The sequence below is a fragment of the Accumulibacter sp. genome, from assembly GCF_029255285.1.
GTDB lineage: Bacteria > Pseudomonadota > Gammaproteobacteria > Burkholderiales > Rhodocyclaceae > Accumulibacter.
Genome location: NZ_JAPUVI010000112.1, coordinates 70,649 through 96,962 on the forward strand (window position 1 = coordinate 70,649; position 26,314 = coordinate 96,962).

At 63.5% G+C, this 26,314-nt stretch carries 29 protein-coding genes and 1 pseudogene; 15 read left to right on the forward strand and 15 right to left on the reverse strand.

What is annotated here, in order from left to right:
- Positions 1–19 precede the first annotated feature (19 nt).
- From hemW to Q1M07_RS18395, 5 genes are read right to left on the reverse strand one after another with little or no spacing between them, the layout of a single operon-like run.
- Positions 20–1,267 (reverse strand): radical SAM family heme chaperone HemW, encoded by a 1,248-nt coding sequence (gene hemW, locus Q1M07_RS18375; protein WP_300456551.1) that lies wholly within the window; start codon positions 1,265–1,267, stop codon positions 20–22.
- Positions 1,267–1,854, reverse strand: coding sequence for an RdgB/HAM1 family non-canonical purine NTP pyrophosphatase (rdgB, locus tag Q1M07_RS18380; protein ID WP_300456554.1), 588 nt, complete (start codon positions 1,852–1,854; stop codon positions 1,267–1,269). Before rdgB ends, hemW begins: the two co-directional genes overlap by 1 nt.
- Positions 1,851–2,567 (reverse strand): ribonuclease PH, encoded by a 717-nt coding sequence (gene rph / locus Q1M07_RS18385; protein WP_300456557.1) that lies wholly within the window; start codon positions 2,565–2,567, stop codon positions 1,851–1,853. Before rph ends, rdgB begins: the two co-directional genes overlap by 4 nt.
- A gap of 8 nt (positions 2,568–2,575) precedes the next feature.
- Positions 2,576–3,493, reverse strand: coding sequence for a serine/threonine-protein phosphatase (locus Q1M07_RS18390; RefSeq protein ID WP_300456560.1), 918 nt, complete (start codon positions 3,491–3,493; stop codon positions 2,576–2,578).
- Entirely contained in the window at positions 3,490–4,440 is a 951-nt protein-coding gene (locus tag Q1M07_RS18395) for a serine/threonine-protein kinase (RefSeq protein WP_300456698.1), read from the reverse strand. Before Q1M07_RS18395 ends, Q1M07_RS18390 begins: the two co-directional genes overlap by 4 nt.
- A 103-nt stretch (positions 4,441–4,543) precedes the next feature.
- Here Q1M07_RS18395 and Q1M07_RS18400 point away from each other — a divergent pair, with 103 nt between their 5' ends.
- Positions 4,544–5,410: a YicC/YloC family endoribonuclease gene (locus tag Q1M07_RS18400; protein ID WP_300456563.1), complete on the forward strand. Its 867-nt coding sequence runs from the start codon at positions 4,544–4,546 to the stop codon at positions 5,408–5,410.
- Between the two features lie 50 nt (positions 5,411–5,460).
- Here the strand turns inward: Q1M07_RS18400 and Q1M07_RS18405 are convergent, their stop codons facing one another.
- Positions 5,461–5,817, reverse strand: coding sequence for a hypothetical protein (locus Q1M07_RS18405; RefSeq protein ID WP_300456566.1), 357 nt, complete (start codon positions 5,815–5,817; stop codon positions 5,461–5,463).
- 148 nt (positions 5,818–5,965) lie between these two features.
- Here Q1M07_RS18405 and gmk point away from each other — a divergent pair, with 148 nt between their 5' ends.
- The 10 genes from gmk to frdD all read left to right on the forward strand — a co-directional run bounded on the left by gmk (position 5,966) and on the right by frdD (position 15,396).
- Entirely contained in the window at positions 5,966–6,574 is a 609-nt protein-coding gene (gmk, locus tag Q1M07_RS18410; protein ID WP_300456568.1) for a guanylate kinase, read from the forward strand.
- A gap of 18 nt (positions 6,575–6,592) precedes the next feature.
- A complete protein-coding gene (gene rpoZ / locus Q1M07_RS18415; protein ID WP_300456571.1) occupies positions 6,593–6,799 on the forward strand; it encodes a DNA-directed RNA polymerase subunit omega in 207 nt (68 codons plus the stop codon).
- A 131-nt stretch (positions 6,800–6,930) separates the two neighbouring features.
- Positions 6,931–9,033 carry a bifunctional (p)ppGpp synthetase/guanosine-3',5'-bis(diphosphate) 3'-pyrophosphohydrolase gene (locus tag Q1M07_RS18420; RefSeq protein WP_300456701.1) on the forward strand — a complete coding sequence of 701 codons (2,103 nt, stop codon included), beginning with the start codon at positions 6,931–6,933 and terminating at the stop codon, positions 9,031–9,033.
- Positions 9,030–10,268 carry a D-amino acid dehydrogenase gene (locus tag Q1M07_RS18425; RefSeq protein ID WP_300456574.1) on the forward strand — a complete coding sequence of 413 codons (1,239 nt, stop codon included), beginning with the start codon at positions 9,030–9,032 and terminating at the stop codon, positions 10,266–10,268. The genes Q1M07_RS18420 and Q1M07_RS18425 overlap by 4 nt, the downstream gene beginning before the upstream one ends.
- A gap of 9 nt (positions 10,269–10,277) precedes the next feature.
- The gene (locus Q1M07_RS18430) at positions 10,278–11,066 is read left to right on the forward strand and encodes a TatD family hydrolase (protein ID WP_300456577.1); all 789 of its coding nucleotides are present in this window, start codon (positions 10,278–10,280) and stop codon (positions 11,064–11,066) included.
- 217 nt (positions 11,067–11,283) lie between these two features.
- Positions 11,284–12,006 (forward strand): rhodoquinone biosynthesis methyltransferase RquA, encoded by a 723-nt coding sequence (gene rquA, locus Q1M07_RS18435; protein ID WP_300456580.1) that lies wholly within the window; start codon positions 11,284–11,286, stop codon positions 12,004–12,006.
- A gap of 88 nt (positions 12,007–12,094) precedes the next feature.
- Positions 12,095–13,885, forward strand: a complete 1,791-nt coding sequence (gene frdA, locus Q1M07_RS18440; RefSeq protein ID WP_300456584.1) for a fumarate reductase (quinol) flavoprotein subunit — start codon at positions 12,095–12,097, stop codon at positions 13,883–13,885.
- On the forward strand, positions 13,878–14,633 hold the full coding sequence (locus tag Q1M07_RS18445) for a succinate dehydrogenase/fumarate reductase iron-sulfur subunit (RefSeq protein WP_300456587.1): 756 nt from the start codon (positions 13,878–13,880) through the stop codon (positions 14,631–14,633). Before frdA ends, Q1M07_RS18445 begins: the two co-directional genes overlap by 8 nt.
- A complete protein-coding gene (locus Q1M07_RS18450; RefSeq protein WP_300456591.1) occupies positions 14,630–15,028 on the forward strand; it encodes a fumarate reductase subunit C in 399 nt (132 codons plus the stop codon). The genes Q1M07_RS18445 and Q1M07_RS18450 overlap by 4 nt, the downstream gene beginning before the upstream one ends.
- Positions 15,025–15,396 (forward strand): fumarate reductase subunit FrdD, encoded by a 372-nt coding sequence (gene frdD / locus Q1M07_RS18455; protein WP_300456595.1) that lies wholly within the window; start codon positions 15,025–15,027, stop codon positions 15,394–15,396. The genes Q1M07_RS18450 and frdD overlap by 4 nt, the downstream gene beginning before the upstream one ends.
- 169 nt (positions 15,397–15,565) lie before the next feature.
- Here the strand turns inward: frdD and Q1M07_RS18460 are convergent, their stop codons facing one another.
- The 9 genes from Q1M07_RS18460 to Q1M07_RS18500 all read right to left on the reverse strand — a co-directional run bounded on the left by Q1M07_RS18460 (position 15,566) and on the right by Q1M07_RS18500 (position 23,490).
- Complete coding sequence (locus Q1M07_RS18460) at positions 15,566–16,363, reverse strand: flagellar brake protein (RefSeq protein WP_300456598.1); 798 nt, start codon at positions 16,361–16,363, stop codon at positions 15,566–15,568.
- Between the two features lie 73 nt (positions 16,364–16,436).
- Positions 16,437–16,763 carry an EscU/YscU/HrcU family type III secretion system export apparatus switch protein gene (locus Q1M07_RS18465; RefSeq protein ID WP_300456601.1) on the reverse strand — a complete coding sequence of 109 codons (327 nt, stop codon included), beginning with the start codon at positions 16,761–16,763 and terminating at the stop codon, positions 16,437–16,439.
- Positions 16,764–17,200: 437 nt separating this feature from the next.
- Entirely contained in the window at positions 17,201–18,448 is a 1,248-nt protein-coding gene (locus Q1M07_RS18470) for an EAL domain-containing protein (RefSeq protein WP_300456666.1), read from the reverse strand.
- Positions 18,449–18,493: 45 nt separating this feature from the next.
- The gene (locus tag Q1M07_RS18475) at positions 18,494–19,873 is read right to left on the reverse strand and encodes a phosphomannomutase/phosphoglucomutase (RefSeq protein WP_300456668.1); all 1,380 of its coding nucleotides are present in this window, start codon (positions 19,871–19,873) and stop codon (positions 18,494–18,496) included.
- Position 19,874: 1 nt separating this feature from the next.
- Entirely contained in the window at positions 19,875–20,846 is a 972-nt protein-coding gene (locus tag Q1M07_RS18480) for a hydrolase (protein ID WP_300456671.1), read from the reverse strand.
- A complete protein-coding gene (locus Q1M07_RS18485; protein ID WP_300456673.1) occupies positions 20,843–21,292 on the reverse strand; it encodes a nuclear transport factor 2 family protein in 450 nt (149 codons plus the stop codon). The genes Q1M07_RS18480 and Q1M07_RS18485 overlap by 4 nt, the downstream gene beginning before the upstream one ends.
- Entirely contained in the window at positions 21,289–22,305 is a 1,017-nt protein-coding gene (gene waaF, locus Q1M07_RS18490) for a lipopolysaccharide heptosyltransferase II (RefSeq protein ID WP_300456676.1), read from the reverse strand. The genes Q1M07_RS18485 and waaF overlap by 4 nt, the downstream gene beginning before the upstream one ends.
- Before the next feature lie 41 nt (positions 22,306–22,346).
- Positions 22,347–22,544, reverse strand: a complete 198-nt coding sequence (locus Q1M07_RS18495; RefSeq protein WP_300456679.1) for a zinc-finger domain-containing protein — start codon at positions 22,542–22,544, stop codon at positions 22,347–22,349.
- Positions 22,545–22,569: 25 nt separating this feature from the next.
- The gene (locus tag Q1M07_RS18500; RefSeq protein ID WP_300456682.1) at positions 22,570–23,490 is read right to left on the reverse strand and encodes a branched-chain amino acid transaminase; all 921 of its coding nucleotides are present in this window, start codon (positions 23,488–23,490) and stop codon (positions 22,570–22,572) included.
- 108 nt (positions 23,491–23,598) lie between these two features.
- Here Q1M07_RS18500 and Q1M07_RS18505 point away from each other — a divergent pair, with 108 nt between their 5' ends.
- The 4 genes and pseudogenes from Q1M07_RS18505 to Q1M07_RS18520 form a co-directional block, all read left to right on the forward strand.
- Positions 23,599–24,051: an NUDIX hydrolase gene (locus Q1M07_RS18505; RefSeq protein WP_300456685.1), complete on the forward strand. Its 453-nt coding sequence runs from the start codon at positions 23,599–23,601 to the stop codon at positions 24,049–24,051.
- On the forward strand, positions 24,048–24,659 hold the full coding sequence (locus Q1M07_RS18510; RefSeq protein WP_300456687.1) for a hypothetical protein: 612 nt from the start codon (positions 24,048–24,050) through the stop codon (positions 24,657–24,659). The genes Q1M07_RS18505 and Q1M07_RS18510 overlap by 4 nt, the downstream gene beginning before the upstream one ends.
- A 13-nt stretch (positions 24,660–24,672) precedes the next feature.
- On the forward strand, positions 24,673–25,773 hold the full coding sequence (mnmA, locus tag Q1M07_RS18515; protein ID WP_300456689.1) for a tRNA 2-thiouridine(34) synthase MnmA: 1,101 nt from the start codon (positions 24,673–24,675) through the stop codon (positions 25,771–25,773).
- Positions 25,774–26,055: 282 nt separating this feature from the next.
- Positions 26,056–26,314: pseudogene (locus Q1M07_RS18520) on the forward strand (hypothetical protein); the annotation flags it as partial.

Consider the following 26,314-nt stretch of genomic DNA (forward strand, 5'->3'; position numbering starts at 1 on the left):
CGACGACCGGCGCGCGCCGTCAGGCCCGCTCGGCGAGAAAACCCTGCAGCAGTCGATTGAGAAAGCGTCGGCCGCGATCGGTCGGTGCAATGTGTTCGCCCCGGCGCTCGAGCAGTCCCTCTTTTTCCGCCTGCTGCAGTTGCTTCTCGATACTCCGCAACGACCAGGCTGTACGCGTCGCGAAGAGCGGCGCGGCAAAGCCGTCGATCAGGCGTAGCGCGTTCATCATGAATTCGCCAGGCAAATCCGCCGGGTCGACGGCGAATTCCTCCTGCAACGGTGTTCCGGCGGCGACCTTGACCAGGTATTGCTCCGGCCGCTTCCAGCGCATCTGGCGCAGCACGCGATCGCGCAGCGTGAGCTTGCTGTGCGCGCCGGCACCGATTCCCAGGTAATCGCCGAAATGCCAGTAGTTGAGGTTGTGCCGGCACTCGCGGCCGGGTTGGGCAAAGGCCGACGTTTCGTAGTGTCGATAGCCCGCGGCAGCGAGCTTGGCCTCGATGGCATCCTGCATGTCGGCACAGTCGTCGGCATCAGGAAGCGCCGGCGGCCGGGCCGCGAAAGCGGTGTTCGCCTCGATCGTGAGTTGATAGCAGGAGAGATGCGGTGGCGCAAACGAGAGCGCGAGGTCGATGTCCTCGACCGCCTCGGTCAGCGCCTGGCCGGGCAGACCATACATCAGATCGAGATTGAAGTTGTCGAAGTAGCGGATGGCCTCGACGATGGCCGTTTTCGCCTGGTGGCCGTCGTGGATCCGGCCGAGCGACTCGAGGTGATGCGGGTTGAAGCTTTGAATTCCCAGCGACAGGCGGTTGACGCCAGCGGCGCGGAAAGCCGCGAACTTCTCGCGCTCGATGGTCCCCGGGTTGGCTTCCAGAGTGATCTCGGCGTTTGGCAGCAGGGGCAGGCGGCTGCGCACGGCGGCCAGCAGTTCGTCGACGGCGGCGCCCGACAGCAGGCTGGGCGTTCCGCCGCCGAGAAAGACGCTGTCGACACGGCGGCCCCAAACCAGGGGCAAGGCAGACTCGAGGTCGCCAAGCAAAGCGGCGAGGTACTCGCGCTCAGGAATCGCCGCCGGCTCGCGAGGCATTTTGCTGTCGGCCGACAGGGCATGCGAATTGAAGTCGCAATAGGGACACTTGCGCACGCACCACGGAACATGAACGTACAGCGCCAATGGGGGCGGGCGGCGGAAGCCGATCTCGTCGGTCGACGCTGGCGGCTGCCGGCGCAGCGGGATGATCGTCCGGCCGCTGCCGCCGGGCATCAGCGACGTGCCTGCAGACGCTCGACGAGACGGGCCAAGGCCTGGCCGCGGTGCGAGCGGCGATTCTTCTCCGCGGCATCGAGTTCGGCGGCGCTCTTGTCCAATTCGCGGATGTAGAACAGGGGATCGTAGCCGAAACCGTCGTCGCCGCGTGCCGCCGAAAGGATCTCGCCGTGCCACTCGCCTTCGGCAATGATGGGCTGCGGATCGTCGGGGTGACGGACGAAAACGATGACCGAAACGAAGTGCGCCGTGCGCTGGCGATTGCCGCCGAGTTCGCGCAACAACTTCTCGTTGTTGCGGGCATCGGATTTCGGCTCGCCAGCGTAGCGCGCCGACCAGACGCCCGGCGCACCGCCAAAGGCATCGACGCACAAGCCGGAGTCATCGGCCAGCGCCGGCAAGCCGGCGATCTGCGAGGCGTGGCGGGCTTTCGCCAGCGCGTTTTCGACGAAGGTGCCGTGCGGCTCCTCGACCTCGGGAATCCCCAAGTCACCCTGTGCGATGAGTTGCCAGCCGAGCGGGGCGAGAATCGCGTCGAGTTCCGCGAGTTTCTTGACGTTGTTCGAAGCCAGTACGAGTTTCATGAGGCCAACGCCGACTTTTGTTGGGCGATCAACTGACCGATGCCAGCCTCGGCCAAGTCGAGCAGATCGTTCATCTGGGAACGCGTGAACGGATCGCCTTCGGCCGTCCCCTGAAGCTCGACAATCCCTCCCTGGCCGGTCATCACGACATTCATGTCGGTATCGCAGCTCGCATCCTCGGAGTAATCGAGATCGAGCACGGCGAGCCCACGATAGATGCCGACCGAAACTGCCGCAACATGATCGAGCAACGGGCTCGTGGCGACCCGGCCGACCCTGACGAGATGCGCGCAAGCGTCGTGCAACGCCAGCCAGGCACCCGTGATGGCGGCACAGCGCGTACCGCCGTCGGCTTGCAGAACGTCGCAGTCGAGGGTGATCTGACGTTCGCCGAGCGCCTTGAGATTGGTCACCGCGCGCAGCGCACGACCGATCAGCCGCTGGATTTCCAGACTTCGGCCGCTTTGCTTGCCTTTTGCCGCTTCACGATGCGTACGCGTGTGCGTCGACCGAGGCAGCATGCCGTATTCGGCCGTCACCCAGCCCTGTCCGGCACCACGCAGGAAATGCGGCACGGACTCATCGACGCTGGCCGTGCACAAGACACGCGTGTCGCCGACCTCGATCAGCACCGAGCCCTCGGCGTGCCGAGTGAAGCGGCGCGTCAGGCGAACCGCGCGCAGTTGCGAGGGTTGACGTTGGCTGGGACGCATGCGGACTCCTATTTGTACTTCTGTATGGTCGAACGTATCTCTTCGATGGCGAGTTCGATTTCGTCCTCTGTCAGCTCGGTCTTGGCGTCCGGGTTGCGCCCGAACTCATCGAGTCGCGTCGTCACCGTATCGCGTGGCATCGTTTTGGTCGATATCACGCTGTTGCCTCCCGTGCTACCGTCATTGTAGGTGTCCTGCCAGCGCACGGTGATGATCGACAAGTTGTCGGCCGTCGGACCGCCACGGGCTTCCGCCTGGCCCATCAACGACGGCACCGCGCGCATCAGATCGGCAGTCTTCAGCGCCAGCGCCAGCACATCGCCCGGCAGCCCGCTCCAGACACCGTCGGTGCACAGGACCAAGACGTCACCCGCCTCCAGAGTCATCTTGTGGGAAAAGGTGATTTCCGGCGTCTGTTGCCCGCCCAGGCAGCCATAGATCTTGTTGCGATCGGGGTGAGCGTGCACCTGATCTTCGCTGATTACTCCCTGGTCAACCAGCAAGCGAACGCGCGAGTGATCCTTGGTCTGCGCCAGCACCCTGCCGTCCCGCAACAGGTAGAGGCGCGAGTCGCCCGAGTGCGCCCAGTACGCGACATTGTTCTGGACGATGCAGGCGACGCAGGTTGTGCGCGGGGAATCCTGCAGGTGATGCGTGCCGGCAAAGTCGAGAATCCCGCGGTGGGCGTTGAGCATCCCCTTCTGCAAGAACATGAAGGGGTCACGAATACGCGGCCTGAACTCGCGCTTGAAAGCCTCGGTCAAAGTCTGTACGGCGATCTGTGCCGCTACCTCGCCATAATAGTGGCCACCCATGCCGTCGGCGACGACCATGAGCAGCGCGTCACGCGAATAGCAATGGGCCAGCCGGTCCTCGTTGTTGGCCCGCTTGCCGACCCGGGTTTCCTGATAGATCGTGAACTTCATGCGTCCCTGGGCTTTCTGATTTTGCCGACCATCTGCTCCAGCCAGCTTCCTTTCGCTGGCGGAGCCGGTGCGACGACCGGTTCGGTGAGCGCCTTCTGCAATGCGAAAACGCTTTGCGGACGATAGCGATGATTGAGGCACAGGCACCAGTCTATTGTTTCCAGCAACTGGTCCGAGTACTTGCCGTCCCAGCGCACCATCGCCGGTTTGAGTTCGTCTTTTTGCAGGCGGCTGTCTGCCGGTTGCGGCGTACTGGCCGCGATGCAGGCGTACATCGAGGCGCCGACGCTGTAGATGTCGCTCCACGGACCGAGCAGTTCGCGCTGGCTGTAGTGCTCGGGCGAGGCGAAGCCCGGCGTGTACATCGGTTTGAGCATCGGCGTGTCGCAGGCCAGCGTCTGGCGCGCCGCGCCAAAGTCGATCAGCACCGGCACATGGTCGTTGCGCATATAGATGTTCGACGGTTTGAGGTCGAGGTGGAGCAGCCTGTGCGAGTGCACTTCACGCAGGCCGTTGAGCATCTTGGTGAAAACATTGCGAATGAAGTTTTCGGTCACACCGGCGCGGTTCTTCTGGATAAGCTCCTGCAAGGTACGCCCCTGCTCGTACTCCATCACCATGTACACCGTCTCGTTGGCACGAAAGAAGTTCAGCACGCGGATCACGTTGGGATGGGAAAGCCCAGCCAGTGCCCGTCCTTCCTCGAAGAAGCACTTCATGCCGTAGCGAAACGCGGGCAAGTGCTCTTCCGAAATGACCGGGGTCGTCCTGCCTTCGGCCCGCAAGGCCAGGGTGTTCGGCAAATATTCCTTGATCGCGACGCGCTGCCCCTGACTGTCGGTGGCAACATAAACGATCGAAAAACCACCCAGCGATAATTGATGTTCGATGCAATACTCATCGAGCAGAAAACCGGCGGGAAGGGGGTGGTTCGCTTGTTGCGCCATCCGTATCGAGGCTATCATGGAAGTTTCCAATCATTGTCGGCGTTTTTGGGGGCGGCTGTAAAGCCGCCTGCCCACGGCGCATCGTCAACCCGCCAGGAATTCAATGATCTACAGCATGACCGGCTATGCCACCAGGACGCGTGCCGTCAAAGGTGGCGCACTGCACATCGAGCTGAAAAGCGTCAACTCGCGCTACCTGGACTGCCATTTCCGCGTCGCTGACGAGTTGCGTCTCGTCGAACCGGCGCTGCGTGAACTGATCAATGCTCGCGTTCGCCGCGGCAAGCTCGAGTGCCGTGTCAGCTTTCTTTCGGCACTTGCCACGGGGCAGCAAGCCAATTTGAATGCCGACCTGCTCGAACGCCTCAGATCGTACGACGCGCAGGTGCGCGGCGTTCTGCCGTCGGCGGTTCCGCTGGCGGTCAACGACGTGCTGCACTGGCCGGGCATCTTTGGTGACGACGCGCTGGACCTCGACATCCTGACGCCGGCCTGTCTGGCGTTGGCCGGTGAAACGCTGGACGATTTCGCCGCCAGCCGGGCCCGCGAAGGCGCCAAGCTGGCCATGGTGATTCTCGAACGTCTCGCCTGCATGCGCGCGCTGGTGAAGCAGGTCGCGCCACGCATTCCGGCCGCCCAGGCGGCGTTCAATGACAAGCTGCGGCAACGCCTGCTGGAAGCGGTCGATACGGTAGGCGACGAGCGTATCCGGCAGGAAGTGGCGCTCTTCGCTGCACGAATCGATGTCGCCGAGGAACTGGCGCGCCTGTCCACCCATCTCGACGAAGTCGAGCGTGTGCTCGAAACCGGCGGCGAAAGCGGCAAACGCCTGGATTTTCTGATGCAGGAGCTCAATCGCGAAGCGAATACGCTGGCTTCCAAGTCGCTCGTCGCGGAAGTCTCGCAAGCCGCGATCGAGTTCAAGCTGCTCATCGAGCAGATGCGCGAGCAGGTGCAAAACTTGGAATAGGGGATCACCTCGCGGCCGGCCAGCGTCCGTTCAGAGCGCCGCGGCGGTTTCTACTTGGTGATCGCCGCGTTGCGGCCCGAAAACTGGTCGCTGAGACGAAGCGCGGCATCGCTGAACTGCCCGAGCGGCTTTTCGGTGCAGTAGCGTTGTACGTGCTGTTCGACGGTGCCACTCGATATCGTGGACACTTGTTGACTCTGGTTGGCATAGTTGTGTCCGGTGAGAACGCCACGCACCCAGGCGACATAGAGCGCCCGCTGTTCCGCGTCGTCTTTCGATGCGGTCCACGCACGGCACGACATGTCGTCAAAGCCGAGAATCTTGATCGGAACGGCCGCGCTGGCATCGCCGGCCGACAGCGCGGCAAGCAAACCGGCAGCGGGCGGTATCCACTTCCATCGGGACATCAGCTTGCTCCTCCTCGAGTATGAATGCTTCCAAGGCGCGATTTTCGTCCTTAAGCCCGCCGGAGTCCATGCCGAAGCAAGCGTCCCTTTGGCGAAGGGCGTCGCGCCACGGGTACAATGGCGATCTTGCGTTCGCAGGTCAAAGAGCATGACTGGACACCTTTACATAGTCACGGCCCCGTCGGGTGCCGGCAAGACGACGCTGGTGCGGCGGCTGCTCGAGAACGATCCGAGAATTCGTCTGTCAATTTCTCACACCACCCGTTCGCCGCGTGCTGGCGAACTGGAGGGTATCGCGTACCACTTCATCGGCGTGTCGGATTTTCTGGACAAGATCGGCCGAGGTGAGTTTCTCGAGTGGGCGAGGGTACATGGCAACTACTACGGCACATCAGGAAATGGTATCGCAGTCGCCCTGCAATCCGGGCAGGACGTTCTGCTGGAGATCGACTGGCAGGGCGCCGAACAGGTACGCCGCTTGTTCCCGGCGGCGATCGGCGTTTTCATCTTGCCGCCTTCGCTCGACGAGCTCGAACGTCGCCTGCGCGACCGCGGTACCGACACGGCCGAGACGATCGCGCGCCGCATGGCTGCCGCGCGCGAGGAGATGCGGCATGTCGGCGAATTCGACTATGTTATTATCAACGATGACTTGCAGCGTGCGTTAGACGACTTGTCGGCAGTGGTCGTCGCTTCGCGCCTACGCTACGCAGCGCAGCGCCAGCGCCATTCCATCCTGTTTTCGACGCTGCTCTGATTCCTCCAGGAGATTCGCATGGCAAGAGTGACCGTAGACGACTGTCTGCACCGTATTCCAAACCGTTTCCAGATGACCTTGGCGGCGACCTACCGTGCCCGTCAGATCACCTCAGGCGCCACGCCGCTGATCGATCCGGGTCGTGACAAGCCCACAGTCATCGCCCTGCGTGAAATTGGCGCCGGCAAGGTCGGTCTGGAAGTCCTCAACCGCGGCCAGGCCTGACGTCGTTCCAGCTTGGGGAGCGGGGCGTCAGCGTGCACACCACCGTTGCCGAAACGAAACCGGCGGCTGAACGGCAAGTCGTCGAGGGTGCGCTTACCCATCCCGAAGACGAACCAGCTTATCAGGTTTTCATCGACAGCCTGAACTACCTGCTGCCGGAAGAAATCGAGCGCGTTCGCGAGGCCTACCTGTTCAGCGAGCAGGCGCATCGCGGCCAGACGCGCTTGTCCGGCGAAGCCTACATCACTCACCCGCTGGCCGTGGCCGGTGCCATCGCCGAATGGCAGATGGACGTGGAAGGCGTCGTCGCGGCGCTGCTGCACGACGTGATGGAGGATACGTCGGTCGGCAAGAACGAGATCGCCGAGCGCTTCGGCAAACCGGTCGCCGATCTGGTCGACGGTTTGTCGAAGCTCGACAGGATAGAGTTTCAGTCGCACGAAGAAGCGCAGGCGGAAAACTTTCGCAAGATGTTGATGGCTATGGCGCGCGACTTGCGTGTCGTTTTGATCAAACTGGCCGATCGCCATCACAACCTGCAGACCATGTCTGCCGTGCGCGCCGACAAGCGTCGCCGCATCGCTCGCGAAACGCTGGAGATCTACGCGCCGATTGCCGGCCGACTGGGTCTCAACAAGCTTTTCCGGGAGTTGCAGGATCTTTCCTTCGAGCTGATTTATCCGATGCGCGCCCGCGTCCTCGCACGCGCGCTGAAGTCGGCGCGCGGCAACCGGCGTGAGCTGCTGTCGCGTATCCTGGAGGGTATCAAGGGCAAGCTGCGTGACACGGGAATCGAGGCGCAGGTCTTCGGCCGGGAGAAGAGCCTCTACTCGATCTATCGCAAGATGCTCGACAAGCGGCTGTCGTTCTCGCAGGTGCTCGATGTTTATGGCTTCCGCGTCGTGGTCAACGATGTCGCTACGGCCTATCTGGCTCTGGGTGCCCTGCACGCGCTGTACAAGCCGGTACCGGGCAAGTTCAAGGACTACATCGCCATTCCCAAGCCCAACGGCTACCAGTCCCTGCATACCACGCTGATCGGTCCGCATGGCACTCCATTCGAACTGCAGATTCGTACCGAGGCGATGGACAACGTAGCGCAGGAAGGTGTCGCTTCGCACTGGCTGTACAAGGATAGCGAGTCCTTCGGTGCCGAACTGCAACAGAAGACCACCAAGTGGTTCCACTCGCTGCTTGACCTGCAGAGTAGCGCCGGCAACTCCTCCGAGTTCTTCGAGCACGTCAAGGTCGACCTCTTTCCGCACGAGATCTACGTTTTCACGCCGAAGGGCAAGATCATCCCCTTGCCGCGCGGCGCGACGCCGGTCGACCTGGCTTACGCCGTGCACACCGATATCGGCAATCACTCGGTCGCCGCCCAGATCAACTTCAACCTGATGTCGCTGGCGACGGAACTGACCAATGGTGACCGAGTGGAGATCGTCACCGCCGCCGACGCTCACCCGAGCGCCGCCTGGCTGGCCCACGTCAAGACCGGGCGCGCACGCAGCAAGATCCGCCACTACCTGAAGACCGCGCACCACGACGAGTCGACGGCGCTCGGCGAAAAGATGCTCGACCAAGAGTTGCGCGCCCTCGGCGTGGTCGCTTCCGAGGTGCCCGTGTCCAGTTGGAAGAACGTCCTGCGCGATTCCGGCAACAAACTGATCAAGGAAGTGTATACCGACATCGGTCTCGGCTTTCGGATGGCGGGTGTCGTCGCGCGCCGTCTGCTGGCTCGTGAGGAAGCGCCACAGGGTACCGAGAAGCGCCCGGCTTCGCTGAGCATTCGCGGTACGGAAGGTATGGCCGTCCAGTTCGCGCCGTGTTGTCAGCCGATCCCCGGCGACCCGATCATCGGTTCGATCTGGAAGGGCAAGGGACTGGTGATTCATACCCATGACTGCCCGGCAATCCGCCGGGCGCGCAGTGCCAAACCCGCCAAGTGGATCGACGTCGAGTGGGAGCCTGAACCTGGCAAGCTGTTCAGCGTGCGTTTGCGGATCATGGTACAGAACACCCTTGGCGTACTCGGCCGAATCGCCACTGAGATATCGAATTCCGGAACGAATATCGAACACGTCAACATGGACGAGAAACACCCGGGGCTTTACACGACGTTGTACTTCACGGTTCAGGTCGCCAGCCGCACTTCCCTGGCGCGCCTCATGCGCAGCCTGCGCCGCATCCCCGAAGTCGCGCGCATTTCCCGGGATCAGGGGTTGACTGCTTGAAGGTTCTGGTGCTCGGGGCCGGCGTCATTGGCGTCACCACCGCCTGGTATCTTGCCAGGGCCGGGCATCGGGTGACGGTGATCGATCGCCAGGCGGCCGCTGCCATGGAGACCAGCTTTGCCAACGGCGGCCAGATTTCCGTCTCGCATGCCGAGCCCTGGGCTAACCCGCAGGCGCCGCGCCGTGCCCTGAGCTGGATGCTGCGCGAAGACGCTCCGTTGCTTTTTCGGCCGCGCCCGGACGCGGCCCTGCTCGACTGGAGCCTGCGCTTCCTGCGTGAGTGCTCCGCGCAGCGAACGCGTGACAATATTCGCCAGATCGTCAGGCTCGCGCTCTACAGCCGCGAGCAGCTGCAGGCCCTGCGCGCCGCCGAGAACTCGCTGACCTACGACCATCTCGAACGCGGCATCCTGCATGTCTACACCGATCGCCATGAGTTTGCCGCGGCCGGTGACGCGGCCGCGGCAATGCGTGATTTCGGCTGTGAACGACGAACCGTCGGGGTTGACGAGTGCATCGCCATCGAACCAGCGCTTGCCGCCGCCAGATCGTTGCTGGTCGGCGGCGACTATACGGCGGCTGATGAATCCGGCGACGCGCATCGTTTCACGCAACAGCTGGCCGCGCTCTGTGCGGCGCGCGGCGTCGTTTTCCGCTATGGCGTCACGATCGACCGGTTGACCGTCGTCGGCGGACGAGTCGCCGGCTTGCTGGCCGGTGGTGAGTTGCTGCAGGCCGACGCCTATGTCGCCGCGCTCGGCAGTTACACTCCTTTATTACTCCGCCCAGTCGGGATCCGTCTGCCGATCTATCCGGCGAAAGGTTACTCGGCGACCATTCCGCTGACCGAGAACAGCGTCGCGCCAACCGTCAGCCTGATCGACGACAGCCGCAAGATTGTCTTTTCGCGCCTCGGCCAACGCTTGAGGATCGCCGGAACGGCCGAGTTCAACGGTTACAATACCGAGCTCAACGCCGTGCGTTGCCAAGCCTTGATGACGCGTGCGATGGAGTTCTTCCCAGACCTGCGGCCGGCCGGCGAGGCGCTGTTCTGGTGCGGCCTGCGACCGGCTACACCGTCGAACGTACCACTGATCGGACGTTCGGCCATCAGCAACCTGTACATCAACAGCGGCCACGGAACGCTCGGCTGGACGATGGCCTGTGGTTCGGGCGCCGCGCTGGCCGCCATCATCGGCGGCCAGTCGCCCGAACCAGACTTTCGCTTCCTTTGACGTCGCACCATGCTGATCGATACCCATTGTCATCTGGCGGCTGACGAGTTTGCTGGCGACCGGAAGGCTGTGGCAGCGGAAGCACGGGCGGCGGGCGTATCGGCGATCGTGGTGCCGGCGATCGACGTCGCCAGTTTCGACGCCGTGAACGACTGTTGCTCAAGCCATGTCGCTTGCTTTCCAGCCTACGGTATCCATCCGCTGAGTGTTCGGCAGGCCAGCCCGGCGGATCTGGACGCCTTGCGCCAATGGCTTGCGGCAACCCCTGGCAAGCGGCGACCGGCGCTTGCGGTAGGCGAGATCGGCCTCGACCTGTTCGTTGCCGGCGCCGATTTCGCACGGCAGGAACACTTTTTCGTCGAACAGCTGAAGATCGCCCGCGAGCTTGACCTCCCGGTGCTCCTGCACATCCGCCGTGCCATCGATCAGGTTCTCGCGCAACTGCGCCGCATCCGGGTTAGAGGCGGTATCGCGCATGCTTTCAATGGCAGCAGTCAGCAAGCCGCGGAGTTCGTAAAACTGGGCTTCAAGCTCGGTTTCGGCGGCGCCCTGACGCATTCCGGGGCAACGCGCCTTCGCCGCCTCGCCGCAACCCTGCCACTGACCTCGATCGTTCTCGAAACGGATGCTCCCGACATGCCGCCAGCCTGGCTGGCGGGTGGTCGCAACACGCCGGCGCAGTTGCCACGAATCAATGCTGTGCTGGCGGAACTGCGCGCCACGGCGGCCGATGATCTGGCGGAAGCCACATCGGCCAACGCGCGGGCGGTGCTGCCCGAGTTGCTTTCGCCGGTTTGATCGGGTAGGGTACGGCCTGTCGGCTTGGAACTTCCCATTTTCCGACAGGGCGGGCAGCACGCGAGGGGGGCGGCAAGACCTTGCAAAGACCATTCTCGGGTGATCGGAAGATCAATCAGGAGCTTCCGGCTGGCCAGTCGCAGGCGGTTTCTCGCTGATCGTAAACCTTAAGATCTTTCCAATGAAAACTCGCGTCGATCGACCAGGTGCCACATGCGTGGCTGTCAAGAAGAGCCTCCCCGCCGTTCCGCAATACCTGCAGGCCCACTACTGGTGGGCCTATGTCCATCCACGGGCGGTGCACGTTTTCGAACGGCAGTGGCTGGTCAACCTCATCCTCTGGGGCAACTACAAGCGCCTGTGCAACGCGGTGCTCCATGGCTACGGCCATCATCTGCCAGGCCGTACGCTTCAGATCGCCTGTGCCTACGGCGATCTGACGCCGCGCCTGGCGCGATGTGTGACTCCCGATGGTTCGCTGGAGATCGTCGATATCCTGCCTATCCAGCTCGAGAATCTGGCCGGCAAGCTGCCCCGGGAAACGCCGATCAAACTGCATTGCATGGATTCGGCAGCGCTCGGGTTTGCCGACGGGAGTTTCGACCGGGCCCTGCTGTTTTTCCTGCTGCACGAGCAGCCCCAAGCGGTACGGGAACAAACCCTGGCCGAAGCCTTGCGAGTCGTCCGCCCCGGCGGCACCTTGACCATCGTGGACTACGCCCCTCCGAACCGCTTCAACCCATTGCGGTATTTCTGGAAGCCGGTTCTGGACCGCCTCGAACCGTTCGCTCATGATCTGTTCAGCGAGGAAGTCGCCGCCTGGTTGCCGCGGGATGGGAGTTTCGTAACGGTCAGCAAACAACGTTTTTTCGGCGGCATGTATCAGATGTTGACCCTCAGGATCGCCGAGCCCGACGCGGGCCGGTCAGCGAGGGCGTAAGCAGTTCAGTACAGTAGGCCCTGGCCGTGCCGGGGCTTGTCGGAAGTTGGCCACGCCAGGCGCAACCTGGTGGGAGAAAGGATAAAGCGTGGAGACATATAAGGCGGACGTGGTGATCGTGGGCGGCGGTGGCGCCGGCCTGCGGGCGGCGATCGCGGTGGCGGAGTCTGATCCCGCGCTGCGCATTGCCCTGGTGTCGAAGGTCTATCCGATGCGCAGCCATACCGTCGCCGCCGAAGGCGGCTCGGCCGGCGTGAAACAGGCAACGGACAGCCTCGAGTATCACTTCAACGATACGGTTCATGGTGGCGACTGGCTCTGCGAGCAGGATGTCGTCGAGTACTTCGTCGCCCACTGCACTGAAGAGCTTACCCAGCTCGAACACTGGGGTTGCCCGTGGAGCCGTACGCCGGACGGCCACGTCAACGTGCGCGCTTTCGGTGGTATGAAGATCGAACGGACTTGGTTCGCGGCTGACAAGACCGGTTTCCACATGTTGCACACGCTCTTCCAGACGTCGATCAAGTATCCCTCGATCAAGCGCTTCGACGAGCATTTCTGTGTCGATCTGGTGGTCGAGGACGGCCGTGTCCAGGGCGTTGTGGCCATCGAAATCGCTTCCGGCGAGCTGACTCTGGTCGAAGCCAGATCGGTGGTCATCGCTACCGGCGGTGCCGGCCGGGTGTTCCGCGAGAACACCAACGGCGGCGTCGTCACCGGTGACGGCATGGCGCTCGCCTACCGGCACGGCGTGCCCTTGCGCGACATGGAGTTCGTGCAGTATCACCCGACCTGCATGCCTGGTACCGGTCTCCTATTCACCGAAGCGTGTCGCGGCGAAGGCGGCTTTCTGGTGAACAAGGACGGTTACCGCTATCTGCAGGATTACGGTCTCGGCCCGGCCGAGCCGACGCCGCGCAACAAGGCGATGGAACTCGGGCCGCGCGACCGTCTCAGCCAGGCTTTCTGGTACGAGCAGCAAAAAGGCCGGACGATCGAAGGACTGCACGGTTCGGTGGTGCACCTCGACCTCCGCCATCTCGGTGAGGCCAAGCTGCGTGAGCGCCTGCCGCAGATCTACGAGCTGGCAGAACAGTTCATGGGCGTCGATCCGGCACACGCACCGATACCGGTTCGTCCGGCGGTGCATTACACGATGGGCGGAATCCTCGTCGACGGTCGTTGCGCCGCGCCGCTGGCCGGGCTGTACGCGGCGGGCGAATGCTCGAGCGTCGGCATCCATGGCGCCAACCGACTGGGTTCCAATTCCCTGTCCGAACTTCTGGTCTTCGGCAAGGTGGCGGGCGTCGAAGCCGCCCGCTTCGCCAAATCAGTGGCGCCGGGGAATTCGGCCAGCTTGCTCAAGCAGGCGCAGGCCGTCGAACAGCGGGTTCTCGGACTGAAGACGAAAACCGGTGGCAGCGAACGTATCGCTACGCTGCGTAAGGAGATGGCGCAGACCATGGAAGATGGCTGCGGTATCTATCGTCTGGCCAAAACGATGCAGCAGACCTGTGACAAGCTCGACGAACTCAAGGCACGTTTCCGCAACGTCAATCTGGAGGACAAGTCGAGCGTCTGGAACACCGAGTGGCTACTGGCGATCGAACTCGAATACCAGCTCGACGTCGCTCAGGCGATGGCCTATTCGGCGATCAACCGGCGCGAATCGCGTGGCGCACACCAGCGCCTCGACGGTTTCGAAGCACGCGACGACGTCAACTTCCTGCAGCATTCACAGGCACACTATGTCGCTGGCGGCCCACCGCGTATCGACTACGGCCCTGTCAAGATCACCAAATCGCAGCCGGGCACGCGTGCCTACGGTGCCGCTGGCGAAAAGGCCGAGCAGGAAGAAAGGAAGGCATCGAATGTCTGAGAAACAGAAAATCATCGAAATCGAGGTTCTGCGCTACCATCCGGAAAAGGACAAGGAACCTCACAAGCAGGTCTTCGAGGTGCCGTTTACCGATGACATGTCGGTGCTGCAGGGCGTGCAGTACATCAAGGACTACCTCGACGGGTCGTTGAGCTTTCGCTGGTCGTGCCGGATGGCGATCTGCGGCAGTTGCGGAATGATGATCAACGGCGAACCGAGTCTGTCGTGCCAGACTTTTCTGCGCGACTACTACCCGGCTCGGGTGCGGGTCGAAGCACTGTCGCATTTCCCCATCGAGCGCGACCTGGTGATCAACATGGAGGGCTTCATCGAGAAACTGGAGAGCATCCAGCCCTACATCATTCCGCGGGAAACGCGCACGCTGGCCCAGGGCGAGTACCTGCAGACGCCTGAACAGCTCGACGCCTACGAGCAGTTCAGCTCCTGCATCAACTGCCTGCTGTGCTACGCTGCCTGCCCGCAGTTCGGACTGAATTCCAACTTCATCGGGCCCGCCGCGACCGCGCTGTTGCATCGCTACAATGTCGACTCCCGTGACGGTGGCAAGTCCCAGCGTATGGAGTTGATCAATTCCGAAGAAGGCGTTTTCAACTGCACGGCGGTCGGCTATTGCTCCGAGGTGTGCCCGAAACATGTCGACCCGGCGAACGCCGTCAATCAGAACAAGACGAACAGCGCGGCCGACTATTTTCTTCGTTTCCTCACCCCGAAGGGAGGTGCCAAGTGAACAAGCGTCGTCCCTACGTCCGTCCGATGGACGGTTGGTGGCGGAAGAACCCGTTCTTCGTCGAGTACATGGTACATGAGGGCACCGCACTCTTCGTCGCTGCCTACGCAGCGATTCTGCTCACCGGGCTGGTCCGCCTGTCGCAGGGAGAGGCGGCCTGGAACGCCTGGTTGTCGGCGCTCAAGAACCCGTGGTACGTCGGCTTCCACCTGCTCGCGCTGGCGGCTATTGCCTACCACACCTACACTTGGTTCAAGATCATGCCGCGCACCATGCCGCCGGTCGTCGTCGGTGGTCAGAGGCTCCCGGCTTGGGCAATCACCGGCAGCGGGCTGGCCGTCGCGGCGGCGGCGAGCGCCGCCCTACTGGGTCTGGTTTGGGGGTTGGTACGATGAAACAGAGAACACTGAAACGATCCAATGCGCCAATCTTCTGGGCCCTGTTTGGCGCCGGCGGCATGCTCTCGGCCTTGTTCGGTCCGATGCTGGTATTCATTACCGGAATCGCCGTTCCGCTTGCCGTTGTGCTGCCGGCGGACACCATGAGCTACCCGCACATGCTGGCCTTCGCGCAGAACATCATCGGCAAGGGTTTCATCTTCGCCATCATCGCGCTCTTCCTGTGGCATGCCGCGCACCGCATCTTCCATAGTCTGCACGACATCGGCATCCACGCCGGAACAGGGGCAAAGCTGCTGTGCTACGGGCTCGCGATGCTGGGAACGCTGATTGCTGCCTACGCGTTGCTGGCGATCGGTTTTTAGGCTGGCGCCCGGCAAAGCAGGCGGAGGACGGCTGCGGTCGGGTGGACGCAAAGCAGCGCCACCCCGACCGCACGCAGCGACTCGCCAAAGCGCGCGCTGCGGCCGCGATCTGCCGGCTACCAGTCCGGCGAGTCCGCGGCCAAACCGCGACGGGCGGCCGCGGCGCCGGCTAGGCGATACCGCTCAGCCGCGCCTTTCGCTCCCGTTCCACGCGCGTGATGTAGCGTTGCACCATGCTCACCTTGGCGCCAGGCAAGCCGATGAATTCGCAGCCCACACGGACGTAGCGTGAACCGCCGCGAGCTGTGACGTCGAACTTGTTACGCACACAAAGATCGGCGACCAGCAAGCCCTCGTCGGGAAGCGCCATCTTGCAGTCGTGCAGCAGGGCGCCGCGCGGCAAGAGCAAGGCCAAGCCGGGTGTGGCCATCAGACCCACGCCGCCGCCGCTGATGTCGAGCAACGAGGCTTCGACAACCAGCGCGCTGTCATCGCGGCGCCGGATCGTGGTGATGAACTTCACCGGTTTGGCGATCGGCGTCGCCAGCCGGAAATACTCTCGGCGCTGCAGACGCAAGACCCTGTCGGGCAGTGCCGCCGTAAAAGCGGCGCGACCCGCGCTCTGTGTCTCGGTAAGCCCGCGCAGCGTAAACTGGACCTTGACTTTGTCGACCATCGCCGTCAGAACCAGCCGCTCGGCGAGTAGCGCCTGGCGATTGACCGTTTCCTCGCGACCACGGTCGAGAATCAGTTCTCCGGACTCTGGGACGACCTGCAGCACCGATGTGAGCATGAACGAGCGCCCGTCGTCGAAATAGGCACTGACGAGCGCCCTCTTTTGGATAAGCGACCGCAACACCGCCACGATCTCCGCCTTGGAATGCAGGAAGTACTGGTCGTAGTCTTCGGGCTGCTCTATTTCGAAGCGCGGTGGCGTCTCGTGCGGCTGGACGTCCGATTCTTCCATTGACTTTCCCGGCATCGGCTGAAAGCGGTAGTTTAGAGCAAAAGCTTGGCAGACATCATGAACGACAACTCGCTCAGGTTTTCGCAGCGTCTGCCGGTGGGGCGACAAAGGCCGGCGGCGGTGACGTCGCCTGACCATTCTCGAGTCGATAAAGCCAAGCCAAAAGTTCGGCCACGGCAAGATACAGTTGTGGCGGAATATGCTGATCCAGATCGACCTGCATCAGCAACGAAACCAGTTCCGCCGACTCATGAACGTAAACGCCGTGTTCGTGGGCCCGTGCAATGATTTGCTCGGCCATCAGGCCACGTCCCCTGGCAACCACCCGTGGCGCGGCGTCGGTCTGACTGTAAGCCAGCGCGACAGCGTTTCTTAACGGGTTGTTCGGTGCTTTGGACATGCGGATCGCTTGTCTGTAGGCGCTCGCTCGCCAAGCGGTGCGGCGGCGAACGGCAGCTTTTTCGGAGTCACGGCTTATCATATTAACTCCGACCAAGGCGACGCGATAGACTGAGCTTCCCCCGAAATCTCGTCTGCCAAGGGGTGGCGTGAAATCACCGTCGCTTTTGAGGGGGAAATGAAGATGCCGACAAAAGACCTGCACGGCCGAGTTCAGGGAACTGACGGCCAGGCGCGTCAAGGGCGGGCGAAGCACAGCGGCGGCGCGCGGCGCTTGATCGAGCCCTTCTTGGCGAGGCAGATGTTGACCTGTCTTCTCTCCTCCGGTCGTCTACGCAAGACCCGGTTCTGACATCCTGACACCGCTAACCCGCGCGAAATCGCCACCTTGCCACCGAAAAAACACCTCTACCTGTGTCGACGGCAAGCTCGACAGCGTCATCCGCTGCCGCTGTTCAGCCAGCGGAGCGCGCTGCCGAGGCACAGGTTCAGCGTGTGGCGGTCGAAGCGGCCCGGCAACTCGGACAATAGCGCGTCGCAGCCGGCCGCATCGTCGCCGTCGAAGCGCTCGAGCAGGGCCAGGAGTTTGCCCAGCAAGCCGTCGTGCTGGCAGAGCGCGCCACGCACTTCGCGCTCGACCGTAATCTGCTCGAGGATTTCCTCGATCGGCAGGCCCAGTGCCAGCGGAACGATCGACAGGATGCCGGTGAGGAAAGCCAGGTCGGCCAGCTTGTGGTCGCGCGGCTGACCGACTTCGACTAGCAGCTCCATCATTCGCCCCCGCAAGGCGGCGACCTGCAGCAGGGGCGAGCGGGTAGGGTCGGCCGTGCTGCTGCCGGGCGCCATCATCAACAACGACAACCAGCGTTGCAACTGGCGTCGCCCGAGCAGGGTGATGGCGTGGCGCAGCGAGGTGACGGGTTGTGCGAGACGGTTGCCACGATGACCGACCGCGTTGACGACGCGCAGCAGATTGAGGGTCAGCGCCGGTTCGTGCTTGAACGCGTCTTCGATCACTCCCGTGTCCACGTCACGGCCGACGAGTTCAATCAGGCGAATCAGCGCCGCTTGCGAGGCCGACAGACGGCGGCCACTGACGATTTCGGCTTGCGCGAGGTGGCGGCCCTGGAAGAGTTCAAACCCGAGATACCGGCAACGTTCCATCTGTTCGCGGCTCTCGACATGCTGCGCCAGCAGCCTGATCGGCAGGTGGCGCAGCGAGCCCGCGAGGTCACGCAATTGGCCGGCGCCGGCACCGTGCAGGTCGATCTTGATCACCTCGACCATCGGTAGCAGCAGGCGGCTGCGTTCGTCGATTCCGCGGTAATCGGTCAGCGCCAGCGAGTAGCCCCGCGCGCGCAGGTTCTGGCAACGCGTCAGCGTCGCCCGGTCAGGAACACCCTCGATCAGCAGCTCGAGGACTACGCCATCCGATGGCAACAGGTCGATCGCGTCCTGTTGCAGGAAGTCGCTGCCGATGCCGATGAACGCACATACGTTGCCCAGCGCGCTGCGCATGCCGAGTTCGGAATAAGCCGCGCACAGGGGGGCGCCGCTAGCGCCGCCGCTGTTGCCGGCGAGCTCGGCGCTGCCGCGCAGGGACAACTGGTAACCGGCGAGTTCCTCCTTGCGGTCCAGGATCGGCTGGCGGAAAAGGAAGGCGTTCTCGAGGGGTCGATCGGTCATCGTTGTCGCCCAAGTGTTCCGGCCGTCGCGGCGGGGGTCGGAGTTTCAGAACGGCAAACGCAGACCAGGCCGCGCGGCCAGGAGGAGACGCCGGAAATCGGCCTGAATCCGCTCGAGTGCGGCGTCACTGTCGGCCTCGAATCTGAGCACCACCACCGGTGTCGTGTTCGACGGCCTCGCCAGTCCAAAGCCGTCGGCGTATTCGACACGCAGGCCGTCAATGGTGATGATCTCGCGTGCGCCGTCAAAACCCGCATTACGTTGCAGTTCTTCGATCAGCGCGGCAGGCTCGCCTTCGTTCATCGCGATGTTCAGCTCGGGTGTCGAACTGCTGTTGGGAAGTCCTTTGAGGACGGCGTTCGGATCAGTCGATCGCGAGAGGATCTCGAGCAGGCGGACGCCCGCGTAGAGACCATCGTCGAAGCCGAACCAGCGCTCGCGGAAGAAGACATGGCCGCTCATTTCTCCGGCCAGCGGCGCGCCGGTTTCTCTTAGCTTGGCTTTGACCAGCGCATGGCCAGTCTTCCACATCAGTGGCTCGCCGCCGTGCTCGCGGATCCATGGCGCCAGCCGGCGCGTGCATTTGACGTCGTAGATGATCGGCTGGCCCGGGCAGCGGCTGAGCACGTCGGCGGCAAAAAGCATCAACTGCCGGTCCGGGTAGATGATTTCGCCGTCTCGGGTAACGACGCCGAGGCGATCGCCATCGCCGTCGAAGGCCAGTCCGAGTTCGGCATCGCCGTTACGCAGCGCGTAAATCACGTCTTGCAGGTTTTCCGGCTTCGACGGGTCGGGATGGTGGTTCGGGAAGTTGCCGTCGACCTCACAGAACAATTCGCTGACCTCGCAGCCCAGCGAGCGGAAGAGGGTCGGGGCGATGCCGCCGGCCACCCCGTTGCCGCAGTCGACGACGATCTTCAGTGGACGCGCCAGACGGACGTCGCCGGTAATGCGCGTCACGTAAGCCCGCCGGACGTCGGCGCAAGTTGCCTGCCCCTCGCCATGGCGCAATTCGCCGGCGTCGACCCGCCGCCGGATTCCCTGGATGGTTTCGCCGGCCAGCGTCTCGCCGGCGACGACCATCTTCAGGCCGTTGTAGTCGGGCGGATTGTGGCTGCCAGTGACCGCGACGCAACTGCCGCAGCCCAGCTCGTGCGCGGCGAAGTAGACGACCGGCGTCGGTACACAACCGACGTCGATGGTGTCGATTCCGGCCAGCCGGATGCCTTCCATCAGCGCCGCCGCCAGTTCGGGTCCGGACAGGCGGCCGTCGCGGCCGACGGCGATCGCGTTCTGGCCGCGCTCGACCGCCAGCGAACCGAGTCCGTGGCCGATGCGGCGGACGACGTCGGCGGTCAGCGTCCGGCCGACGATGCCGCGAATGTCGTAGGCCTTGAAGATCTCGGTGGGCAGGGAAGCGGGCATGTCAGACCTCGTTCTGAAAAAAATGGAGAATGCGCAGCGGCAACCAGTCGAGTTGCCCTGGCGGACGGCCGGTGACGAAACCGACATGTCCGCCCTGGCGCGGATAGTCGAGCTGCACTTGTGCCGCCACCTGCGCCGCGACAGGCAGCGCGGCGGTCGGCAGGAAAGGGTCGTTCTGCGCGTTGAGCAGCAGTGTCGGCAGCCGGATGGCGGCCAGCCAGGGCTTGCTCGAGGCGCGGCGCCAGTAGTCCTCGGCACTGGCGAAGCCGTGCAGCGGTGCGGTCACGACATCGTCGAACTCATACAGATTGCTTGCCGCACGCATGCGCCCCTCGTCCAGAAGACCGGGATAGAGGCGCAACTTCTGGTTGGCCTTCTTTTTCAGCGTGTGCAGGAAAGCTTTCGTATAGACGCGGTTGAAGCCGTGTGCCAAGTGGTGACAGCAGGCCGCCAGGTCGACCGGGGCGCTGATCGCCGCCGCGGCGGAAAGGTAATCTCCGGCCTTCGTTTCCCTTTCGCCCAGCCATTTGAGAAGGGCGTTGCCGCCCAGCGAGACGCCGACGGCGTAACGTGGGCGGCGTGGAAAACGCTGCCGCAGAGCGTGCAGGACCCACTCGATCTCGTCGCTGTCGCCCGCGTGGTAGGTGCGCGGCAGACGATTGATCTCTCCCGAACAGCCGCGGAAATTGACCACGATGCCGGACCAGCCGATGGCTGCCGCGCTGCGCATCAGCGTCGTCGCATAGTGGCTGTTGGAGCTGCCTTCCAGGCCGTGGAAAAGAACCAGCAGCGGACCGACCTGGTCGGCGGCCAAAGCGGGAGGCGGCTCGTAGCAGTCGACATCGACGAAGTCGTCGTCGGGTGTCTGCCAGCGCTGGCGGTGCCAGGGCAGAGGATCCGGCCGGATCAGCAGGGGGTAGATGGTTTGCGCGTGGCCACCGGGTAGCCAGCGTGGCGCGCGATAGGCGATCAATGCAGCGTCCGCGGCGCTCTTCCATCACTGCCGCCAGCGTTCGAGGTCTCGCCAACGTCGCGGTCGGCCGCCGTCGATGAGTGGTGGGCGAGCAGCCGCCAGCCGCCGGCGCCGCGCTGGAAAACGTTGGTCGCTAGCATCGGGCCATGCGGTTTACGCTCGTCGCCGATGTATAGCGTTTCGACGACGTTATGCACGGCGAGCAACATGCCGCTCCAGCGCACGGCGCGCGACAGGCGAACCGTCAGGCGCGGGTTGTTGGCGAAGATGCCGCGCCAACTGTCGCGGATCGCCGTCGCACCGGTCAGGCGTTGTCCGGTCGGGTGGATGCAGACGATCTCTTCGTCGTCGGCCCAGACGCTCATCAGAGCGGCCAGGTCGGCGCGCGCAATGGCTTCGTAGAAGCTGGCCTCGACATCCTCCGGGGTGGCGAAGACGACGATCATGCCGGCCAGGCTCCGAGGCAGGCGTCGAGAACCCGCTGCGGTTCGAGCTTCTCCAGACAGTCGAGATGGCCCAGCGGACATTCGCGTTTGAAGCACGGGCTGCACTCGAGCTGCAGGCTGACGATTTGCGCTCGTTTCGAGAGCGGCGGCGTGAAGCCCGGCGAAGAGGAGCCGTAGAGGGCGAGCAGCGGCCGGTCCAGAGCGGCGGCGACATGCATCAGGCCGGAGTCGTTGCAGACGACGAAAGACGCGGCGGCTAGCAGGTCGATCGCCTGGCCGAGCGAGGTGGAGCCGCACAGGTTGAGCGGCAGAGCGGTCGAACTGGCTCGGCTGACGATGTCGTCGCCGATCGCGCGATCCTTGGCCGAGCCGAGCAGCCAGACCGCATAGCCGCGGGCGGCCAAGGCGTTGGCCAGGGTCGCGAAATGACGGGCTGGCCACCGCTTGGCCGGGCCATACTCGGCGCCGGGACAGAAGACCGCCAGTTTGCCAGGCAGTTCGAGGCCGAGCGCGGTCAAGGTCGCCGCTCGCGCCGGTTTGCCGGTGCTCAGCCGCGGCTGCGGCAGGGGTCTGGGCAGCGGCGCTCCCGGCGGCTCGGCGAGTTGCGCGAAACGTTCGGCCATTTGCGGCAACCGCGCCTTGTCCAGAACGTGGCGGCGGTTGATCAGTCCGTAGCGGGTCTCGCCGATGAAGCCGATGCGCTCCGGGATGTCGGCAAAAAAGGGAATCAGGGCCGACTTGAGCGAATTCGGCAGAACGTAGGCTCGCTGGTAGCCTCGCTGGGCGACCTGGCGCGCCAGTCTATGCCGCGCTTTCAGCGACAACTCGCCGTGCGCAAACGGACTGTCGATCACTTCCGCGATCTGCGGCATGCGCTCGAGGACCGGCGCCACCCAGCCGGCGGCCAGCGCGTCGAGTTGCAGGCCTGGCGTTCGCTCGTGCAGTCGGACGAACAGCGGCTGCGCCAGTACTGTGTCGCCGATCCAGGACGGGGCGACGATCAGCGCTTTCATGCTCGACCGTTCAGTCGGCTAGCCGACCCGCTGGCCGACGATCAGTGTTGCCCCTTCGGCAAGTCACCCTTGAGGACGTAACGCGCGCTACAGTAGGGACAGACGACTTCCCCGGTGTGTGTGATGTCGAGAAAGACCCTCGGATGTCTCGCCCAGAGCGGTGCATCCTTGGTCGGGCAATGCAGCGGCAGGTCATGCGCGGTGATCTCGACGAGTCTCTGTTGGGGGTTCTGAGGCATGATGGCAACCTTGCAAACGGAGAGCTTAGACGTAGGCGAGCCAGTCGGCGTGCGCCGCTACGCGGCCATTTACGCAGTCGAAGAACAGGCTCTGGATTCGGGTCGTGAGCGGGCCACGGCGACCGGCCCCGATTTGGCGGTTGTCGAGTTCGCGAATTGGCGTCACTTCGGCGGCGGTACCCGTGAAAAAGGCTTCGTCGGCGCAATACACCTCGTCGCGCGTGATCCGTTTTTCGATGACCTGGATTCCCAGATCGTCGGCGAGTTGTAGCACCGAGGCGCGTGTGATTCCCTCGAGGCAGGACGTCAGGTCCGGCGTGAAGAGCTTGCCGTTCTTGACGATGAAGATGTTCTCGCCGGCTCCCTCGGCGATGTAGCCGTCCACGTCGAGCAGCAACGCCTCGTCGTAGCCGTCGTGCGCCACTTCCTGGTGGGCGAGGATCGAGTTGGTGTAGGTGCCGACGGACTTGGCGCGGCACATGTTGATATTGACGTGGTGCCGGGTAAACGACGAGGTTTTGACGCGAATGCCTTTTTCCATTCCCTCTGCGCCGAGATAGGCTCCCCAGGGCCAAGCCGCGACGGCGATGTGCGTGCTGATCGAGGTGGCGGCGATACCCATCGCCTCCGATCCGTAGAAGACGATCGGCCGGATGTAACACGATTCGAGCTGGTTGGCGCGGACGACCTCCTTCTGCGCTTCGAGCAGCGTCTCCTTGTCGTAAGGCATCTTCATCTGGAAGATGTAGGCCGAGTTGAACAGGCGGTCGGTGTGTTCCTTGAGGCGGAAAATGGCGGTTCCTTTTTCCGCCCGATAGGCGCGGATTCCTTCGAACACTCCCATCCCGTAGTGCAGGGTATGGGTCAGCACGTGCGTCGTCGCTTCACGCCATGGCACCAGCTTGCCGTCGTACCAGATGAATCCGTCGCGATCCGCCATGGACATGTCAACCTCTCCCTTCGCCGGAAATCCTGAAGCGGAAATTCTAGCCGATTTTGCCGGCCGGTTGGCGGTAAAATGGCGCCTGTGCTTGATCCGTGCAAGGCTTCTGCCATGGTCTGGAGACCCAACGTGACCGTCGCTTCGGTGCTCGAAAGCGATGGTCGCTTCCTGCTCGTCGAAGAGGAAACCGAATACGGTATTTGCTACAACCAGCCGGCCGGGCACCTCGAGTGCGGCGAGTCGCTGATCGAAGCCGTCATTCGCGAGACGCTCGAGGAGACCGCTTTCGCCTTCGATCCGCACTACCTGGTCGGTGTTTACCTCTATCGCAACGAGGCCCGGGATCTGACCTACCTGCGCTTTGCCTTCGGTGGTCAGGTCGGCGCGCACGATCCCGAGCGAGCGCTGGACGACGGAATCGTCGCGGCGCACTGGCTGACGCCCGACGAAATCCTTGCGCGGCAGGCGCAACACCGCAGCCCGCTGGTCCTGCGCTGCATCGACGATTGGCGGGCCGGTCGGCGCTATCCACTCGCCCTGTTGAGTCATTGCTCTTGCCCATGAAATGGTTGCCGTGGCTCGTGTTGGCCTGCCTGGCGACCGCGGCGAGCGGCGAGACGGTCAGCGTCTGTTACAACTACGGCTGTCTCGCCGAGGCCCAGGCCTATTTCGACGAGTCGCAGTTGGCCCGTGTGCGGGCCTTGCTCGGCAGCGCGCAGAGCGCCGAGGACGAACGCGTCCGGCTGTCGGTGGCGATTGGCTGGCTGCTCGGCTGGGCGGGCCGCCAGACGCCGATCGCCGCCGATCGTGGAGGTAACATCGCCGATGATGGCGTTTTCGGGCGGATGGACTGCATCGATCACTCGACCACGACGACGCGCTTGTTGCGCCTGCTCGAAGGGCGTGGCTGGTTGCGTTTCCATCGCGCTCTCGAACCGGTGCTGCGCGTTCGCTTCGTGTTCGATGCCCATTACTCGGCGCAGATCGAGGAACTGGCGCCAGCGTCCGAGGAAGCGGCGCGCCATGTCGTCGATAGCTGGTTTCGCGACAACGGTCAGTCGGCGGTGGTATTGCCGCTGTCTCGCTGGCTGGCCGGCGAAGGCGAAGACGAAGCCGGCGGATCGAGCGTCATGCTGGTCGGGCCGGGCGAAGGATCGACGATCGAACGTTAGCGAGGACGGGAAGATGAGCAAGGGAAGTACGGTGGTCGTCGGCCTGTCGGGCGGCGTCGATTCGTCGGTGGCGGCGCTGCTGCTCAAGCAGCAGGGCTGGCATGTCGTCGGGCTGTTCATGCAGAACTGGGAAGACGACGACACCGACGAATACTGCTCGTCGCGCCAGGATCTGGTCGATGTGCTGAGCGTCGCCGATGTGATCGGTATCGAGGTCGAAGTCGTGAACTTCGCCAGCCGTTACCGGGAGCGCGTATTCGCCCATTTTCTGGCCGAATACGAGGCGGGACGGACGCCCAACCCCGACGTGCTGTGCAACTCCGAGATTAAGTTCAACGCCTTTCTCGAGCATGCGCTGAAGATCGGTGCCGATCGCATCGCCACCGGCCATTACGCCGGCGTGCGCGAGTTCGACGGCACCTGGCAGTTGCTCAAGGCCGAGGACGGAACCAAGGATCAGAGCTATTTTCTCCATCGCCTCAATCAGGAGCAGTTGTCGAAGACCCTGTTTCCGCTGGCCGGACTGTACAAGCGCGAGGTTCGGCAGATGGCGGCGGCTGCCGGCCTGCACCTGGCCCTGAAAAAGGATTCGACGGGCATCTGCTTCATCGGCGAGCGGCCGTTCAAGGAATTCCTGATGCGTTATCTGCCGCCGAGGAAGGGCGAGATTCGCTGCCTCGACGACGATCGGGTGCTCGGCGAACATGACGGCGTTGCCTACCACACCATCGGTCAGCGCAAGGGGCTGCATATCGGCGGCGTGAAGGGCGGCCGGAGCGGCGCGAGCGGCGACCACGACGCGTGGTTCGTGGTCAGGAAGGACGTCGCGACGAATGTCCTCTACGTCGTCCAGGGCCATTCGCATCCGGCGCTGCTGGCCGATCAACTGGTCGCTGGGGATCTTTCCTGGGTAGCCGGTGTGCCGCCGCATACGCACTGGGTCTATACGGCCAAGACTCGTTACCGGCAGGTCGATGCGCCCTGCGAAGTCGAGCGCGTCGACCCGCACGCCTGCCTGATCCACTTTGCCGAGCCGCAATGGGCCATCACGCCGGGGCAATCGGTGGTGCTCTACGAAAGTCGGGTCTGCCTCGGCGGCGGAGTCATCGTTTGAGGCGCGCGCGGGTTCCGAAGACCAGCCGGCACGCGGGCGCTTGGCGGCCAGCCGCCCACGAGGCAGCGAAATCTCCGAGGGCGGAGACGAGTCCGGTCGTCTGGCTGCAGGCGGGATTGGGTGCGTGCCCGCTTGGCTGTCGGAAAAATTTACACATGCCAAGGGGGGTACTGACAGCATCCTCCTAAGGTATTGGTATTACAGTGAATTGCGTTGCTGGAACAGATTCTGCTAAGGTATTGCCTGCGGTATCCCCTAACTAAAGTTGAACTGGAGTTGACCATGAACACGAAACTTACCCAGATTGCCCTGGCGGCCGCGCTGGCCGTCGGCGCCGGCAGCGCGAGCGCCGCGCTGGCCATCGCTGGCGCCATCCCGGCCGGCACGTCCCTGTTTTCGGACAACAGCGCCGAGCAGCACATCGACGCCAACGGGAATGGCATTCTCGATGTCGGCGATTCGCTGAGAGGCATCTTCTCGATCGACAACATCGCTGGCGCGGGTCCGGCGACGGCGATCGGTGCCGGCTCGGCCTACAACG